Below are 17,906 nucleotides of genomic sequence, written 5' to 3' on the forward strand. Positions count from 1 at the left end.
TTCGGAAAGTTCCGGCTTCCCGTAACTGAAGGTAGTCGGGAATGGTGGCATCATTCTACCATTCGTTATAATTTGTCGGTTCATGGTAATGTTTGAAGCGATTTGCAGTAGAAAGTCCTTTGCTTTCCCCGGGCTGCTGATGAGAAACTGTCAGTACTTCAACCCCATCCATTTCACGAACTTTCCGCAATTTATAGACTTGGTCCTGGGCCCACTCATCGTATACGACATCGCTGAAGTGGAAACCTTCCCACATAATACCATCTACGTACGGAGAGGAGGCGGTGGCCAGCGTATCGAATCCCCAGTTCTGTATCAGAGAAAGATCCGGGTGCCTGTCTTTGAGAAGAGTCAGCCAGTCCGTCAATCCTTCCCGCTGTGCGTGAAGAACCTGAGGGTCACCGCCATGCTCATTATCGATGTTTCCTACAGTATCGAGAAAAGCTCCGTCCAGTCCTTTATCGACAATCTGCTTCTGAACTTCGTCTGCCATAACTTTCTGATAGTGAGAGGAAGTTATGTCGGTCAGGTAGGAGTCCCATTCTTCGTAGTAAACTCGTTTACTATTGCGAACGAAGAAGTCTTCTTCTTTTAACTTCTGGAACAGCGGAGTATTCCACTGGTCGGCTTCCATCGTATTAATATACCCGTACACGAGCGTACCGTCTTTTCTTATTTCTTCTATCTGTTGGTTTGTGTAGTAGAAAGGCTCAATAATCATTACATCATACTCGCTCATCTCGTCTATAATCGCAGGAGTCGGAGCATCGTAATAGATTTTATAAGTTTCTATGTGAGCGAGGGGCGACTCTTTTGAAGCGGTGATACGATCCGAGACCAGAAAAGCGGAGAAAGCGAACAGCAGGGAAGTCAGCAGGTAGACGGGTAATCGTTTTTTTCTTTTCAAAGAACATTTCTCCTGTAAAAAAAGTATTTTTTGTAATTACTATTATATACAATTGTGACAATTAAATATACTTATTTCGAAAGTATTCCGAACGAACCAAAAAGGGGTGATGAGATGATTTACAGACAATCAAGCATAATCAGGAAATCCATTGAACTGATTCTGGTCATTGCAGGGTTGGGAATGATAGATCAAATACTCGGGTTAGAGATGAGAGAATGGACATTGAATCCTTTTCTTATAACGGTACTTTTATTTTCTCTCAGGTACGGTTTGACGATCGGTATAAGCAGTTTCCTTCTTGTGCTGGCTTACTATCTGGCGGATATGGTGATTGGAGGAGGGGACGTATTCCTTGTATTCTACAGCTTCGACCGTTTTATTAATGTCGCGCTATTGCTCCTGGTTGCCGTCATCGGAGGGATGTACGGCACAAGTTTCCGGGAAAGATATGAGTCTCTCAGTGACCGTAACTCCGAACTTTACGAAGAGAATGAAAACGTGAAAGAGGTCATCCAGTCCGTGGAAGAGTCAATGAAAGCGATGCAAAACCGCGTTCTGGAAAGCGAGTACACCTTGACCAGAATTTACCAGGTAGGAAAAGCGCTTGATCAGCCGACCCCTTATCTCATACGGAACGAAGCGATTGAGATCATTTCGGATTTATTTCAGTCCCGGGAAGTAGCCATCTATCATGTGGACGCATCATTCAGTGCGATGAGGCTCAGTGTGAAAAGAGGCGGGCCTGATGCGTTTTTGCAGACCATTTTCGTTTCCGGAGAGGATTCGATGCTTCAGAGATTATTTTCGAATAAAACGGTGACGATCCGTTCTGTTGAAGATGATGAAGACGCTCCGGTGCTGGCAGGCCCAATTATTCAAAACGGCAAAGTACAGGAAGTGCTGATCATCAACGATCTCGATTTTGAACGGTTGACGAATTATGAAATACAGATTCTTTCCGTTCTGCTGGATTGGCTTTCGGACCGGATTGAAAAATCCCGGGCATCTATGCAGAAAGAAGAAGAGAAGAAAATGTATCCGGGGACACGTATTTATTTCAAGGAAGCTTTCGAAGAAAAAGTCATCGAGCAGCAGGACCGTAAAGAGAAGTTCGATGTCGATTATAGTGTGATAGAGGTGCCGTACGTCAACGCCGGAACAGTGTCGAAAGTTGAAATGGAAATCATTTTGCGCTCTTACCTCCGGGAAGTGGATATAGTCGGGTTCGAGGAAGGCACCGGAGTGTTTTATTTCCTGCTTCCGGGAACCGGTCCGGAAAATGCCGGCATCGTAAAGGATCGTATACAGAAAGTTATGGATGAGAAGGTTGTGCAGTATGTTCAATAACTTCACACAACCGGTATGGATACTCACATTTTATTTTATTCACGGTGTTCTGGCTTTTCTTTTGCTGCTTTTTCTTCAGAAAAGGGCGGAAGAAGAAGAACAGGGAGTAGTGCTGTGGATTTTTACTGTAAGCTTATTTCTCCCTGTAATCGGAGAAATTTTTGGAGGGATGGTCTGGTATATGGCCAGACGCTTCGGCAGCAATGACATACTGGAATCATACGAGGAGTACGTTACTTATAAGCCGCCGATGCTGGAGCAGATCAGATATGAAGCAAGAGCAAGCTATGATATGCAGCCGTTCTCCGAGACTCTTACGGATTTTGAAGCACGATCTAAACAGGATGCGATTATGAGGCTGATAAATTCGGACGTCTCCAGAAAAGGACATTACGTAAATCTCGGACTAACAAACCAGAACTCGGAAATGGTCCACTACGCTGCTACCACCCGGAACCTGCTGATAGACAACCACGAGAAGGAAATTCAGCTCGCAAAATCGGAATACACTCCAGATGATACGACCAGATTAAAGACGCTGTTATCAGCCTATGAACGATTTCTGAAAAGTGAGCTGCTGGAAGGTCCTTCCCTTTCGAGACTCGAGAAGGAGTACAAAGGTTTCATGGAGGAAGAACTTGCTTCCGGCAATGACCGCCCCTTGCTCCTTGAAAGACTTGGAGAGTTTCATCTGTATCGGGGTGATCCTTCCACCGGAGTGGAAATACTCGAAAGTATGAATGAAAAGCACCCTCTTCAGGCCGAAGGATATCTGGTACTTCTCCGTTATTATTACGGAAGAAAAGATTGGAAAAAGATACGCAGCGTGCTGAGTGCCTTGAAAGAAAACGTCCCGAAGACCAATATACCGGAATCCAGACGTTTCATTGTTGAACATTTGCTGGGGGAAGAATTATGAAAAAACACACAATTCAATTGAGCATAACCTTCGCTGTACTGCTGATAGGCATGGTGACTATTCTGCAGCTCATCAGAATGGAAACGTTCCAGCAGTGGTTTCCTCCCAACTCCTCACCGGAGAATGAGTTCCCGGTAATGACTGCGGAAGAGCCGAAGAAGGGGGAGGAGGAACTCAAGGTATTTCTTCACCAGAATGAGAGTGACCTGTCCGAGGGAGCCATCGGAAATATGAAACAGGCCCTCGAGTATGCAAAAGTGCCATACGAACAGGTAGGCAGGGAGGAGATAAAAAACATTGCCCCTTCCCCTTATTCGATAATAGTTCTTGCCGGAGAACATTCCGAAGAGTGGCCGAGGGACGTTATCACCGAGTTTGTGGAAGAAGGCGGACGGGTGATGATCGCCGGCCGTTTTGTCGATTCGGATTGGAACGATCTTCTTGGTATTAAGAAAGCGGAGGGATACAAAGGCGATCTGCACGGTATTTCTTTCGAACAGGAACTGTTTCCAGGTTACGTGGATCTTGGTGCATCCTCTGAACTTTTTTCCCACAGTATCGCCGATGTTGAACTGAAAGAAGAGGTAGCGGTGCCTCTTACAGTGGAAGAAGAGCCGCTTATGTGGATCTATGAAAAAGGCAAAGGGAAAGTGATGTTCTGGAATTCAACCATCACTGTGGGTAAAACTACGAGGGGAATGCTGCTTCAATCACTCTCCATGCTTCCGCCTGCTTTCGTCAGTGCCCAGGCCTCCATTAAAGTTTTTCATATCGACGACTTTCCGTCCCCTATTCCTTTTGAAACTCCGGAGAAAATAGAGCAGGAGTATGATAAATCAATACGTGATTTTTACACAGACGTATGGTGGGAGGATATGAAAGAGATCGGAGAGAACCATGACTTCACGTACACGGGTTACTTAATAGGTACGTACAGGGATGATACGGAATTGAAAGGGAAAGAGATCCGGGAAAATCTCCGTTATCCTATGCTCTACTTCGGCCGTGATTTATTGAGTGAAGGAGGAGAACTTGGTCTGCACGGGTATAACCACCAGTCCCTGGTTACCCCTTCCGAACCGATAGATGAGACGCTCGGATATGTACCGTGGAAGAATAACCGGCAGATGGTGGAAGTGATTAAGGAAGTGGAAGGTGTTTTCAAATACTATTTTCCTGACGAAGAGATCAAATCCTACGTTCCTCCTTCCAACGTAATCAACACGACCGGAATTAAAGCGCTGGAACAGTCGCTTCCTGAATTAAAGACAATCAGTTCATTATATATCGGGGGAGACAAGGGAAGTCTTGAACAGGAATTCGGTCCGGGCGATGTTAAGAACAACCTTTATTATTTTCCGCGAATGACGAGCGGATATGCAGAAAGTCCGGAAGACCAGTTTCTCCAGACAGACGTTATTGCTAACTTTGGTGTTTTCTCCCACTTCGTCCACCCGGATGACGTACTGGATTCCTACAGGGCACAAGGCAGAAACTGGAGCCAGATGCGTTCCAGGTTACAGGATATGGGAGAGCACGTTAAAGAAAACTACCCTTATCTGGAAGCCATGACCCAGTCGAACGCTACGAAAAAAATGAAAAGTTATCAGGAATCGGAACTGACGGTATCCTATAAGGAAGACCGGATCGTTATTACAGGGGATGAAATCCTGAAACCGAGTGAGTTTCTCATCAGGCTGGAGAATGGCAAGTTTCTCAATGAAGGAAAATATTCTTATGGTAGTGTGGACGAATTAAGTGAAGGATTATACCGGGTGACTGTTAAAGAGCCGGAAGCTGAGATCCTTATTAAGGAGCGGGGCAAATGAAAATAGGTATGATCGTGGAAGGGAGTTATCCTTACGTCAGTGGGGGAGTGGCCAACTGGGTACAAATGATGATTCAGAGAATGCCCGAACATGAATTTGAAATTGTGGCTATCACACCGAAACAGATGACGGAAAAAGACTATCGTTACACTTTGCCGGAGAACGTAACCGGCGTAACCAACCTTCCATTGAACATGAAACAAAAAAAGAAGATGAAAAAACAAAGGCTTTCTGCAGAAGAAGAGGAAGCACTCACCGAATGGATGATGTTCCGGAAGACCAGTGATACGGCGCTGAATATGCTGAGCGGAAGGCTGGGAGATCCTTCCGAGTTCTTCTCGAGCCGGCTGTTCTGGCATATCGTACAAAGCAGCTATGAAGAAGAAAAGCAGACGGCTTCTTTTATTGAATATCTCTTTATGTGGAAAGGAATGTTCTCGCCGGTTATTGAACTGCTGCAGTTCGATTTTCCGGACGTGGATCTGGTCCAGTCCGTTTCCACCGGTTATGCCGGGCTGATAGGAGCCGCCATGAAACAGCAGCAGGACATTCCTTTTATTTTGACAGAGCACGGGATCTATTCCCGGGAGCGCGAGGAAGAAATTCTGCAGGCGGCATGGATCGCCGATTATTACAAAGAGCGCTGGGTGAAATTTTTCCATCACTTGTCCCTGCAGGCGTATACGGAAGCGGATGATGTAATTACGCTGTTTGAGAGAAACAGTGAACTGCAGGAGACGCTTGGGGCACCTGCCGGGAAGTTACATGTTGTACCTAACGGAATCGACTATGAGCGGCTGGGCGCTATCCAAAAATCCGAAAAAGGTAAGGATACGTTGATTATTGGCGCTATCGTACGGGTAGTTCCGATCAAAGATATCAAGACGATGATCCAGGCCGCTAATCTTCTGGCCGAGAAGTCCATTCCATTTGAAATGTACATAATGGGCCCGCTCGACGAAGAAGAAGATTATGCAGAGGAATGCAGGCGTCTTATCAATCAGCTGGAACTCGAGAATTCCGTCTTTCTGACAGGCAAAGTGAATATAAGTGATTATCTGCCGACATTTGATGTGTGCTTACTTACCAGTATTTCCGAAGGCCAGCCGCTCGCAGTTCTGGAAGGAATGGCTGCCGGAGTCCCGTGGGTAGTTACAGACGTGGGGTCCTGTTCCGAACTGATTCTCGGAGGTGAAGGTGATCCGTACGGACCGGCAGGATTTGTCGTGCCACCGGTGAAGCCGCTACAGGTAGCGGAAAAATGTGAGTGGATGTACGCTCATCCGGAGGAGACTGTAAAGTTCGGCTGGAACGGTAAAAAACGTGTGGAGACGTATTATCAATTGAACCAGTTGATTGAACAGTACAGAAAATTGTATCAGAGGAGGGAAGAAGCTTATGGCAGGCATCGGGTTTAGATTACAGAAACTGTTCCAGGAGGATTACTTTTCTTCCCGTTTCAAAGCATATGTCTTCGCAGGACTGGTGACAGCAGGCCCGTGGCTCATCGTTATCGTTACCATTACCCTGATCCAGTGGCTCACCACTCAATTCATCGATATAAGCCGGCAGGAAAATGAACTGTTCACGCTGTCGGTAGCGTACTGTTTCATTTTTTCCCAGGTGATTTTCGGTATTCAGCAGTTGGTCGTTACGCGGTATCTTGCAGACCTGATATTTGAAAACCGTTCGAAAGAAATATTTGCAACATTCATAGGAATGACGAAGCTGACTCTGATGATTGCATCGGTCACCTGGTTGCTGTTCCTCTGGTTCTCCGAGCTTCCTTTTCACTTTAATGTTCTGATATTGGCATTATTTGTTACTATTAACCTGATTTGGGTAATGTTTTTATTCTTAAGTGCGGCTAAGTTTTACCAGGCCGTGGCGTACAGTTTTCTGAGCGGGGCTGTCATTTCCATTATCCTTATTGTCTGGATGGGGTTCAATGTGCAAATGTTCACATTCGCAGAACACAGTCTCAGCTTCTTTCTGCTTCTCGGTTTTACGAGCGGGATGATCGTAACGCTGTTTGGACTCCTGCTTTCTATGCTTATGACTTTTGGAGAGAAAACGGTCGAAGGCCAGTTCAGCTACTTAAGTTATTTTGATAAGTACCCGTCTCTATTCTGGACGGGCTTTCTGTATAACGCAGGGGTGTGGGTCTGTAACTGGGTAATATGGTTCGGGCCGGGGGGCTCTTCCCTCTTTGATACTTTCCTTTATCATAGAATATACGATACGGCCGTTTTCCTTTCTTATCTGACAATCATCCCTGCTCTTATCATTTTCGTGGTTTCCGTGGAAACACGTTTTTATGAAAGGTACCGGATTTTCTACGGGAATGTCAACGAAGGCGGAACTCTCGGTGAAATCAGGAAGGCTAAAGAGAAAATGCAGCGTGTATTGAGACAGGAGCTGGAGGGTCTCTTCCGGAGTCAGGGGGTTTTTTCCCTGTTCGTTATTCTGTTCATCGGTTACCTGACAGCTTTTCTCAGTTTCGAGGACGAAATTATTTCCATCTTCCGATTTACGGCAGTCGGAGCGTTTTCAAACGCTATGGTACTCATAGTTACTCTCATTCTTCTTTACTTTGAGGATCGGCGGGGAGCTATGTACACATCAATCATGTTCTTCAGTCTGAACCTGATTCTGTCTCTGGTGTTTTTGCCTCTTGGATACGATGGATACGGGCTCAGCTTCTCCATAGGCTCCACGGCCTCTTTCCTGTTCGCTATGGTAAGGCTGGCCGTTTTTATCGATCAGGTGGATTACCATGCTTTCTGCCGTCCTCATGACCGGTCAAACAGACAGGGGAGGTTGGTTTTTTCGAAAATGGGAAAATGGCTGAACGAAAGAAGATTCATATAACTGTTTCAGCTACGCGGAAGGAGGAATCATATGGAAATAAGAAGCGCACGCCTGGAAGACGCGCCCGGCGTTGCGAAAGTTCAGGTGGAGACCTGGAAGACGACGTATCGGGGGATTGTACCGGAGGGATACCTGAACCGGATGACCCCGGAGAACAGAAGGGAGAAATGGGAAAAGATTATCGAAAAAGGTATGGTTTACGTGGCGGTGAATGAAGAAGAGGAGATTACGGGATTTGCAAGCGGAGGTCCGAGCCGATCTCCTCAACTTCATCCGCATGAAGCGGAGCTGTACGCCATTTATATAAGAGAAGATGACCAGGGGAAGGGGCTTGGCAGAAAACTGCTCACTCCCGTCGTGAATGAGCTTATGGAAGGCGGACGGTCTTCGATGCTCGTATACGTTCTGGCTGAAAATGAATCCAGATATTTTTACGAAGCGCTGGGCGCAAAACTACTCGATAAAATAAAAATCGGGATAGACGGAAAAACGCTGAATGAGCTGATCTATGGATGGGATGATATCTCCGGTCTCGCCACTCCGGCCGAATAAATACAACTCGCGGCAGATGGAGGGAAGCGGGTTCATGATAAGATTGGTTGATAATTGGAAAATATTCCTCTATCCTTTTAATTGTCAGAATTGTTATAATTATGGCAGGGATGTAATGTGCTGGAAAAGAAACTCAGGTACCGGTGAAGTTTTACTGATTCAGGGGGGAGCGGCTTTGAACAGAGCGGTGATTATGATATGTATGGTTTTGCTTGCAGGCTGTCAATCAGGTTATCCGACGAGTGAGTATGGCCAACTCCCGCATACGGAAAACGAAGTTACCTTTAAAGCGGAATCGGAAGTCGATAATGGGGAAAACGGAGTGCACTTTTACATCATCAATGCGAGTGAGGCCCCCGTTTTTTATGATATGGGGTACAAAATAGAAAAAGAAGTTGACGGAACGTGGAAAGAACTGGCGTTCGATGAAGAAGTTCCATTTCGGGAACGGGCCAAAGAAGTTAAACCGGGGGAGAGTTTCGAATCTGCTGTTGTTCTGGATGAAATAGAATCCGATTTTGAACCGGGAGTATACCGGGTGGTAGTGACGATGACGGAATCCCGTGAAACGGAAGAAGTTTTCAGGCTCGCTTCCGAATTCAGGGTGCTTCCGGTCACTTGAAAGTAAAGCCGGATGGTATCCTCACCTCTCTGAAGGCAGTTGAAGTGAAAAGGTCTTCAATGAAATTTTGATTTTAATATAAAATTCCTATAATCTTAAAGAAAGGATTAATATTAACTTTCAGAAGGAGACTCCAATCTATTTATGTTCCTCAACTCGTTTGGCACAAACGGTTTCTTACTATTAGCGGCGTTTCTATTATTCAGCGGCATCATTGTTGCCAAGTTCTCCAGTCGCTGGGGTATCCCTTCCCTGATTCTGTTTATAATGGTCGGGATGGTAACAGGCAGTGACGGGCTGGGGCTGGTTTACTTCCATGATGCAGGTACTGCGCAGATCATCGGTGTCTTCGCTCTCGTCATCATTTTGTTTGAAGGTGGACTGCACACAAAATGGGCGACCGTTAAATCTGTAGCGCTTCCTTCTCTGTCCCTCGCAACTCTTGGTGTGCTGATCACCTCTTTACTCATCGGGTTCAGTGCTTATTTCCTTTTCAATTTTTCGCTTCTTGAAGGTATGCTGCTCGGAGCGATTGTCGGTTCAACCGATGCGGCTGCTGTCTTTGCCGCTTTAAAAGAAAGGAATATCAAGGCCAAAATGGGAGCGACGCTTGAAGCTGAATCAGGGACGAACGATCCGATGGCGGTGTTTCTCACCCTGTCCCTTATTGAGCTTATCGCCGCTAACGATGGAAGTATATGGACTATGATCCCGACCTTTTTTGTGCAGATGGGACTCGGTCTTCTCTTTGGCCTGGCGGTCGGGAAAATCGGTTCTCTGTCAATCAACAATATAAGGCTGGACTCAAGTGCTCTTTATCCGATTCTTTCCGTGGCATTTGCCCTGATTACATACAGTATCACTGCGTTCGCAGGGGGCAGCGGATTTCTTGCGGTATATGTGGCAGCTCTCGTCATCGGAAACAGTGAGCTGACTTACCGGTATTCGATTTTTCAATTCAATGAAGGGTTTGCATGGATGGCGCAGATTCTGATGTTTATTATTCTCGGACTGCTCGTATATCCCGGACAGTTATTCACCGCAGAGATTATGGGGAACGGGTTCCTTCTTGCCTTCATTCTCATTATCGTTGCGCGGCCCGTTGCCGTATTTCTTTCCCTCATTAAAATGAACTATACAGTGAAAGAGAAAATCTTCATTTCCTGGGCCGGCCTCCGCGGAGCCGTGCCGATTGTACTGGCCACATTCCCGATCGTTGAGGGACTGGAGGCAAGTCGCGATATCTTCAACATCGTCTTCTTTATCGTCCTCTCCTCCGCACTTGTTCAGGGGTCGACGATTTCGAATTTCGCAAACAAACTCGAACTCGTGGGGAAGAAGAAGGATGTACCGCATCATTCCATCGAATTGATTTCAATGGGGAAAGCCCAGGCGGAAATGATACAGTTCCAGACGAACAGGGAGTCAGCTGTCGTCGGGAAGAAACTGCATGAAATCTCTTTTCCCAACCGGGCCAACATAAGCGCGATCATCCGGGAGAACCGGGTCATTACGCCGTACGGGGAAACAGAAATCAAGGAAGGGGATTTCCTCTACATTCTCGTGGAAGCCGCTTATAAAGAACGTCTGAAAAAGGTGCTCGAAGAACGCGTGCCACGTCCGGAAACTGGCGTAGACAGGGATACGGATAAAGATGACTGACCCGCTTCTCAATCCCTGGCATATATATAAAGCCTTTCCCCGTTCAGGAGGAAAGGCTTTTTTGTAATAAATATCAGAAAGGGTTGGTTGCCCACTGGAGAGACTGTTTAATGAAGATGCGCGGGTGAAGCTTCAGCTGCGCCACCATGTATTCAGCCAGATCCTCCGGCTGCATGAATTTCTGTTCATCATTTTTATCAGGGTTATCACCGAATGCGAGTTCAGTTGCTACCAGACTCGGGTTCATGGTAAAGACGCGGATATTATGCGGACGCACTTCCTGCATCAGTGCTTCGGTCATTCCCTGAACGGCAAATTTGGAAGCACTGTAAGAAGTGGAGCCCGCGGTGCCTTTCAGACCGTTACTCGAGGAGATGTTGATCATATCTCCCCCGTTTTTCTCGATCATGTCCGGAAGTACAGCACGGGTCATGTGATACATACCGAACAGGTTGATTTCCACTGTCCGCTTCCAGTCGTCAGGGTCCGTGTCCAGGAAGTTACCGTGCAGGCCGACCCCTGCGTTATTGATAAGAATGTCGGCTTTCCCGAGCTTTTCTTTCAGACCGGAAACCGCTTTCTCCGTCTCTTCAAGATCAGAGATGTCCACGGCAGCGTACTCCGCTTTTACTCCGTATTTCTCTGCCTCTTCTTTCACCTGCTGAAGTTTCGTTTCGGTACGGGCAATGAGCCCGACATGAACGCCTTCCTGCGCGAATTCGATAGCTGTCGCCTTACCGATGCCGCTGCCGGCCCCGGTAATGTATGCAACTTTACCCTTAATGTCTTGTCCCATAAGTAATTCCTCCTTCATTTAAGTACATACTTCCAACTTAAAGAGTAACATGAATAATGGAACTGCTCATTCGTCCTGTTTTTTCATGAGAGTCTTCATAACGACGGAAGTACGGGAAAAAACCACCAATAATATGATAATATAGGGAGAAACGATCGTACCGGAACGAAGAAAGGGGAGTGTGTATGCGACTCGGAGGAAAGATTGTTCTGCAGGTGGCAGGACTATTCGTTTTATACTACATAGGAAGTAAACTCCAGGAGTGGAGCGGGCTCCCGGTGCCAGGAAGTATCCTCGGTCTTCTGCTTCTTCTGACTCTGCTCCTGACCGGTGTGCTCCCGGCCGGGTGGGTCGATCACGGTGCAGGTTTTATGCTGGCGTATCTGCCATTATTCTTTGTGCCGGTTACGGTGGGGATCATCGAGTACCCCGTGTTGCTGAGCGGTACGGGTATCGTTATGATTATAATGACAATTACGGGGACGTGGCTGACGATGTTCGTCGCCGGATTTACGAGTGAAAAACTGTCGAAAAAAGGAGGAGCGTAATGGCTTTTATAATGCTTCTGCTTACGATTCTTACCTTTTTATTGATGGGCAAAATTTATTCTGAATACCGTACGCCCCTGCTTACTCCCGTGCTTACTACAGTAGCGGTGGTTGTTGCTGTGCTTCTTATATCCGGTGTTTCGTATGAGACGTATATGGAAGGAGCAGTCTGGATTGACCGCCTGCTGGGGCCGGCTGTAGTGGCTCTGGCTTATCCGATGTACCGGCAGCGGGCAGTCCTGAAGAAACACTTCTTGCCGATTGTCGTTAGTGTAATCGTCGGCGTTATTACGGCTTTCGGTTCGGGATATACGATGGCGAAAGTTCTCGGACTGGAGCGCGAACTGCTCTTGACCATTTTACCGAAGTCTCTGACTACACCGATTGCGGTGCCGGTAGCTTCCGAAATAGGCGGCATTCCTTCGATGGCAGTAGCGTTCACGATGATTGCAGGATTCACCGCTATATTGACTTCTCCCTTATTTTTCAGATATATTCCGTTCGGTGACACAGGGAAGGGGATAGCCCTCGGCACAGCTGCGCACGGCCTCGGCACTTCAAAAGCTGTGGAATACGGCGAAGAAACCGTATCGATGAGCTCCGTGGCAATGAGTCTGGCTGCTATCATCGGTTCTTTTTTCGGACCCTTTTTCGTATGGCTTCTGGCTATCTGAGGATTAATTTTAAAAGAAATGTGGAAACAGTGGTGCAGGAGGGATAATTATGGTCAAAAAAGTAAATCTCGGCAAAACGGATTTATCCATTAATCCAATCGGACTTGGTACAAATGCAGTCGGAGGGCACAACATATATCCGAATCTTGATGAACAGCAGGGCGTAGATATGGTGAAAGCGGCTATCGATAGAGGTGTGGATTTTCTTGATACGGCCTATGCCTACGGTAACGGACGTTCCGAAGAACTCGTAGGTCAGGCGATTGCGGAATCCGGAAAGCGACAGGAAGTCGTTCTGGCTACGAAAGGTGCTCATACAGATGACGGCGGTAAAAGTAACCGTCCGGAGTTTTTGAAACAGGCGGTTGATAACAGCCTTAAGCGTCTCGGTCTCGATTACATCGACCTTTACTATATTCATTTTCCGGATGAAGATACACCGAAGTATGAAGCAGTCGGTGCGCTTCAGGAATTGAAAGAGGCAGGTAAGATACGGGGTGTGGGTGTTTCCAACTTTTCGATGGATCAGTTGAAAGAAGCGAATCAGGACGGATATGTCGATGTTATACAAGAACACTATAATCTTTTTGAGCGGAAAGCAGAAGAGACGTATTTCCCTTATGTGAAAGAACAGGGGATCGGTTTCGTACCGTTCTTCCCATTTGCCTCCGGACTACTGGCCGGTAAGTATGAGGAGGACACGACTTTTCCTGAAGGGGATCTCCGCCATCAGAAACCCGAGTTCCAGGGGGAGAAGTTTAAAGAGAACGTCCGTAAAGTAAACGAACTGAAACCGATTGCGGATTCATACGGTCTTGATACGGCTCAGCTCGTGCTCGCTTATTACATTCATCAGGAAGCAATCGATGCTGTAATTCCGGGTGCGAAGAGAAAAGACCAGGTGTTTCATAACAACAAAGCAGCAGATGTGACACTGGATCAGGCAACAATCACACGCATCAGTCAGCTTTTCTCTTAAAACAAAAACTCAATTAATAAGGCGAGACCTGGATTCCGGAAACCTTCCGGGGTCCGGTTTTTTTATATAACTATACAGGCTTCACAGCTTCGTCACCGCCTTCGGCATCTCTCTTGTGATAAAATTAACAGGAAAGAGAGGGCGGTCGTCATGATAAAACAGGCTGAACAATTTTTGGAGCAATGCTATAAAGAATTAGGAAAAACGGAAGCGGAGTTACGGGCAAGGACCGAAGCAGTAACCCAAGAAATCGCAGAAACCGGGTCTTATACCCATACATACGAAGAACTGGAATATGGAGCGAAAATGGCATGGCGCAACAGCAATCGATGTATCGGCAGATTATTCTGGAATCGTCTTGAAGTAAAGGATCAAAGGCACCTTTCAACCGAAGAAGAGGTGGCAGGTGCTCTTCAGGAACATATTCGCGAAGCTACCAACGGAGGGAGGATCCAGTCCACCATCAGTATTTTCAAGCCGAAAACTGACGAGGGGGAAGTGAAAATCTGGAACCACCAGCTGCTTCGCTATGCCGGATACGAAACGGACGAGGGCATCATCGGGGATCCGGATTCGGTGGCACTTACGAAGAAGGCACTGGATATGGGTTGGGAAGGGGCTGGGACTCCTTTCGATATTTTGCCCCATATCTTCCACATCGATGACCGCGAGCCCGTGTGGTATGATGTACCTGAAGACATTATTTTAGAGATACCGCTCAGGCATCCGGAATATGAGTGGTTTCGGGAACTGAACCTGCGTTGGTATGCCGTACCGATAATTTCTGATATGCGGCTTGAGATAGGAGGGGTCGATTACACATGTGCCCCGTTTAACGGCTGGTATATGGAAACGGAGATAGGAGCAAGAAACTTTGCGGATGATTTCCGTTACAATCTTCTTCCTGTAGTAGCTGAAAAGATGGGCCTTGATACAAATCGGAATTCTTCTTTGTGGAAGGATCGGGCGCTTCTGGAGTTGAATCAGGCTGTACTATACTCTTTCCAGCAGGACGGGGTCTCTCTCGTTGACCATCATACGGCGGCCTGGCAGTTTCAGGTCTTCCAGAGGAATGAGCATAAACAGAACCGGCAGGTTACAGGGGACTGGACATGGCTGAACCCCCCGGTGTCGCCTGCGACAACGCCCATTTTTCATCAGAGTTTTGAAGACAGAATGGATTCACCGAACTATTTTTATCAGAAGTGCCCTTTTTCGTGAAACTTTTTATACGTAAAGGGCGTAGATATATAGTAGAAGAAAGGAGGAGTTATTATTGGATATTAAACCGAAAAAGACAAAGAATCTGACGGCTGCGCAAAAACAGAAACTGAACAAAGCCGGTGGATGGCTCGGGAAAATCTTCACGGTCCTGTTCATCCTTGCGTTCATTGTACTTATATCTTTTAACTGGATCACCGATTACATATGGATGGGGAGCGTGGGGTACCAGGATTCCTACATGACAATTCTGACGAGCAAGCTCATGCTTGGAGTCGTCGGTTTCATTTTATTTGCTATATTTACTTACATGACGTTGAGCTGGATACGTAACGTCTATGTCGGACATTTCACCGCGGGACAGCTTCCGCCTTTCATCAATAACAAGAAGCAGAGTCGCCTTTTGACGCTTGTAATTGCGATTATCGTCGGTCTGCTCGGAAGTGTGCTTGTACAGGGCGTAGGCTGGGAACCGTGGCTGAAGTTTCTCAACTACGAATCATTCGGAGTGAAAGACCCCCATTTTGACCGGGATGTATCCTTCTATATGTTCGTATTACCATTCATCGAATTTGTTCTTTCTATCGTTCTGGGACTTGCAATCTTTTTCTTCCTTGTGGAGATTGGATTCTATTCTGTCTACAATATGTACCGGATGAACAGGAAAGCGCAGATGCACATGGGTATAACGCTGGCGCTCATCGGAATTCTTCTTGCCGTCCAGCACGTACTCGAACCTTTCCGTTCCCTTCTCACCAACCAGGTGAACGTAGTGCAGGAGAGTGTGGTACACGGACTGAGCTACACAGATGATGTCGTCAACAATCCTGCCTCCTACGTGATGGCGGGAGTCGCGCTCCTCGGAACTATATGGGTCATCATAGCTCTGTTCCGGGGAAGATGGAAGTCGATGATAGCACCGATCATCCTTTATATAGCCGTAGGTGTTCTCGCTCAGGGAACTTCCATGATCGTACAGAACTTTGTCGTTTCACCAAACGAATTTTCAAAAGAAAGCCCTTATCTGGAAGAAAATCTCTCGATGACGAGAACGGCTTATGATCTTGAAAACATGAGCGAAGAGCAGCACCCTGGAGCTGATTCCCTGAATCAGTCCATGGTGGAGAGGAATCAGGACACAATCAATAACGTACGTATCAATGATGCACGGCCGATTTTGAGCGTATATAATCAGCTGCAGACATTCCGTACTTATTACGAGTTCAATGATATTGATATCGACAGGTACAACGTGGACGGGGAGTATGAACAGGTATTCCTCGGAGCGCGGGAACTGAATACGGAGGATCTGCCTTCGCAAGCGAAGACGTGGGTCAACCAGAACTTACGTTACACCCACGGCTACGGCATTTCCATGAGTAACGTCAATGAAATCACGCCTCAGGGTCAGCCCGAGTATATGGTGGAAAACCTCCCGCCTGAAGGTAAACCGGAAGTAAAACGTCCACAGGTGTATTTCGGAGAGGAAGACTATGATTCTGTCATCGTCAACAGTGGCGTCGAGGAGTTCGACTACCCTGCTGGGGATGAGAACATGTCCAGTACATTTGAAGCAGACAGCGGAGTACCGCTCTCCGGCATCAACCGGGCCCTGTTTGCGATTAATGAAGGATCATTCCGGATGTTCGTCTCCGATCAGGTGACAGGAGACTCCAAAATTCTCCAGACACGGAACATTATGGACAGGGTGGAACGTATTGCTCCGTTCCTCACTTATGACGAAGACCCTTATATTTTCATACGCGAAGATGGCACGATGGACTGGATGATTGATGCCTACGTCACAGAAGAGAATTATCCTTATTCGGAACCGTACTCCGGAGATAACAGTTACATCAGGAATTCCGTTAAAGTGACGGTGGATGCTTACACGGGAGAAGTGGACTATTATGCAGTGAATCCCGAGGAGCCTCTCCTCCAGACGTATCAACAGATTTTCCCTGATCTGTTTACTGAGGAGATACCGGAAGATGTGAAAAGCCACTTCCGCTACCCGATCGATCTCTTCAAGACCCAGGCACAAATGTATCAGACCTACCATATGACGAATTTGGAAGTATTTTATAATCGTGAGGACTACTGGGAAATACCTACGGAGAAATACTTCAACGAAGATATAACGATGGAACCTTATTACGTTACGATGCGTCTGCCTGAAGCCGAGGAAGAAGAATTCGTTCTGATGACTCCGTTTACACCGAGAAACCGGCAGAATATGATCGCCTGGATGGGTGTCAGGAATGATGGCGAGCACTACGGGGAGAAAGTCGTGTATGAGTTTCCGAAGCAGGAAAATGTATACGGTCCGCAACAGATCGAAAACCGGATCAATCAGGACAGTAACATTTCCCAGCAGTTGAATCTGTGGTCCCAGGGCGGCTCGGAGGTCATCAGGGGTAACCTGCTTGTACTGCCGATTGAAGATACGGTCCTTTATGCAGAACCTGTATATATCGAGTCCTCCAACGAGACGTCCCTGCCTGAAGTGAAACAGGTTATTGTCGCCTACCAGGATCAGATTGTTATGGAACCTACCTTCGATAAGGCTCTGGAAGTTCTCCTTTCCCGCATCGATCCGGAAGTCGAAGCACCGGAAGAGGGCGGAGAAGACGGTCAGGGAGAAGGTCAGTCCTCCGGGTTGGAGACGAATGAAACGCTGCAGGAAATCTCGGACCTTTTCGGTCAGTATCAGCAGCAGATGTCTGACGGGAATTATGAAGAAGCAGGACGTATCATGGAAGAAATCCAGTCCAAGCTTCAAAGTTCCCAGAACTCCGGCGGAACCGGGCAGCAGAACCCCGAGAATCAGAATGGCGGGGAGAATGACGGATCTTCCGAAGGAGAGAATAGCTCGGACAGTTCAGGTGAAGAATAGTTTAGAGGAGGAACCGTTCCTGTGAAGGGGCGGTTCCTTCTGATTAATGATTGGACTTTCCTCTGAATCAGGATAAAAAA

At 47.0% G+C, this 17,906-nt stretch carries 15 protein-coding genes; 13 read left to right on the plus strand and 2 right to left on the minus strand.

Features of this window, described 5'->3' with window-relative positions; genetic code table 11:
* Positions 1-55: 55 nt before the first annotated feature.
* Complete coding sequence (locus BW931_RS01500) at positions 56-907, minus strand: glycoside hydrolase family 191 protein (protein ID WP_008592365.1); 852 nt, start codon at positions 905-907, stop codon at positions 56-58.
* Between the two features lie 114 nt (positions 908-1,021).
* On the opposite strand from BW931_RS01500, the gene BW931_RS01505 reads away from it, so the two are divergent.
* From BW931_RS01505 to BW931_RS01540, 8 genes are all read left to right on the plus strand, one after another.
* Positions 1,022-2,257, plus strand: coding sequence for a hypothetical protein (locus BW931_RS01505; RefSeq protein ID WP_008592363.1), 1,236 nt, complete (start codon positions 1,022-1,024; stop codon positions 2,255-2,257).
* Positions 2,247-3,176 carry a hypothetical protein gene (locus BW931_RS01510; RefSeq protein WP_076569381.1) on the plus strand — a complete coding sequence of 310 codons (930 nt, stop codon included), beginning with the start codon at positions 2,247-2,249 and terminating at the stop codon, positions 3,174-3,176. The genes BW931_RS01505 and BW931_RS01510 overlap by 11 nt, the downstream gene beginning before the upstream one ends.
* Complete coding sequence (locus BW931_RS01515) at positions 3,173-5,005, plus strand: DUF2194 domain-containing protein (RefSeq protein ID WP_076569383.1); 1,833 nt, start codon at positions 3,173-3,175, stop codon at positions 5,003-5,005. Before BW931_RS01510 ends, BW931_RS01515 begins: the two co-directional genes overlap by 4 nt.
* On the plus strand, positions 5,002-6,423 hold the full coding sequence (pelF, locus tag BW931_RS01520) for a GT4 family glycosyltransferase PelF (protein WP_076569385.1): 1,422 nt from the start codon (positions 5,002-5,004) through the stop codon (positions 6,421-6,423). The genes BW931_RS01515 and pelF overlap by 4 nt, the downstream gene beginning before the upstream one ends.
* The gene (gene pelG, locus BW931_RS01525; protein WP_008592356.1) at positions 6,404-7,876 is read left to right on the plus strand and encodes an exopolysaccharide Pel transporter PelG; all 1,473 of its coding nucleotides are present in this window, start codon (positions 6,404-6,406) and stop codon (positions 7,874-7,876) included. The genes pelF and pelG overlap by 20 nt, the downstream gene beginning before the upstream one ends.
* Positions 7,877-7,906: 30 nt before the next feature.
* Positions 7,907-8,428, plus strand: coding sequence for a GNAT family N-acetyltransferase (locus BW931_RS01530; RefSeq protein ID WP_076569387.1), 522 nt, complete (start codon positions 7,907-7,909; stop codon positions 8,426-8,428).
* 115 nt (positions 8,429-8,543) lie between these two features.
* Positions 8,544-9,050: an immunoglobulin-like domain-containing protein gene (locus BW931_RS01535; protein WP_076569389.1), complete on the plus strand. Its 507-nt coding sequence runs from the start codon at positions 8,544-8,546 to the stop codon at positions 9,048-9,050.
* 144 nt (positions 9,051-9,194) lie between these two features.
* Complete coding sequence (locus BW931_RS01540; protein WP_076569391.1) at positions 9,195-10,712, plus strand: potassium/proton antiporter; 1,518 nt, start codon at positions 9,195-9,197, stop codon at positions 10,710-10,712.
* A gap of 73 nt (positions 10,713-10,785) precedes the next feature.
* Here BW931_RS01540 and BW931_RS01545 read toward each other — a convergent pair whose 3' ends face one another.
* Entirely contained in the window at positions 10,786-11,508 is a 723-nt protein-coding gene (locus BW931_RS01545; protein ID WP_008592348.1) for a 3-ketoacyl-ACP reductase, read from the minus strand.
* 185 nt (positions 11,509-11,693) lie between these two features.
* Here BW931_RS01545 and BW931_RS01550 point away from each other — a divergent pair, with 185 nt between their 5' ends.
* The 5 genes from BW931_RS01550 to BW931_RS01570 all read left to right on the plus strand — a co-directional run bounded on the left by BW931_RS01550 (position 11,694) and on the right by BW931_RS01570 (position 17,826).
* The gene (locus tag BW931_RS01550) at positions 11,694-12,056 is read left to right on the plus strand and encodes a CidA/LrgA family protein (protein ID WP_076569393.1); all 363 of its coding nucleotides are present in this window, start codon (positions 11,694-11,696) and stop codon (positions 12,054-12,056) included.
* Entirely contained in the window at positions 12,056-12,730 is a 675-nt protein-coding gene (locus tag BW931_RS01555) for an LrgB family protein (RefSeq protein ID WP_076569395.1), read from the plus strand. The genes BW931_RS01550 and BW931_RS01555 overlap by 1 nt, the downstream gene beginning before the upstream one ends.
* Before the next feature lie 49 nt (positions 12,731-12,779).
* Complete coding sequence (locus BW931_RS01560; protein ID WP_076569397.1) at positions 12,780-13,709, plus strand: aldo/keto reductase; 930 nt, start codon at positions 12,780-12,782, stop codon at positions 13,707-13,709.
* 150 nt (positions 13,710-13,859) lie between these two features.
* A complete protein-coding gene (locus BW931_RS01565; protein ID WP_076569399.1) occupies positions 13,860-14,930 on the plus strand; it encodes a nitric oxide synthase oxygenase in 1,071 nt (356 codons plus the stop codon).
* A 55-nt stretch (positions 14,931-14,985) separates the two neighbouring features.
* Positions 14,986-17,826: a UPF0182 family membrane protein gene (locus BW931_RS01570; RefSeq protein WP_076569401.1), complete on the plus strand. Its 2,841-nt coding sequence runs from the start codon at positions 14,986-14,988 to the stop codon at positions 17,824-17,826.
* Positions 17,827-17,906: the final 80 nt, after the last annotated feature.

Source organism: Salimicrobium salexigens, assembly GCF_900156705.1.
GTDB classification, from domain to species: domain Bacteria; phylum Bacillota; class Bacilli; order Bacillales; family Halobacillaceae; genus Salimicrobium; species Salimicrobium album.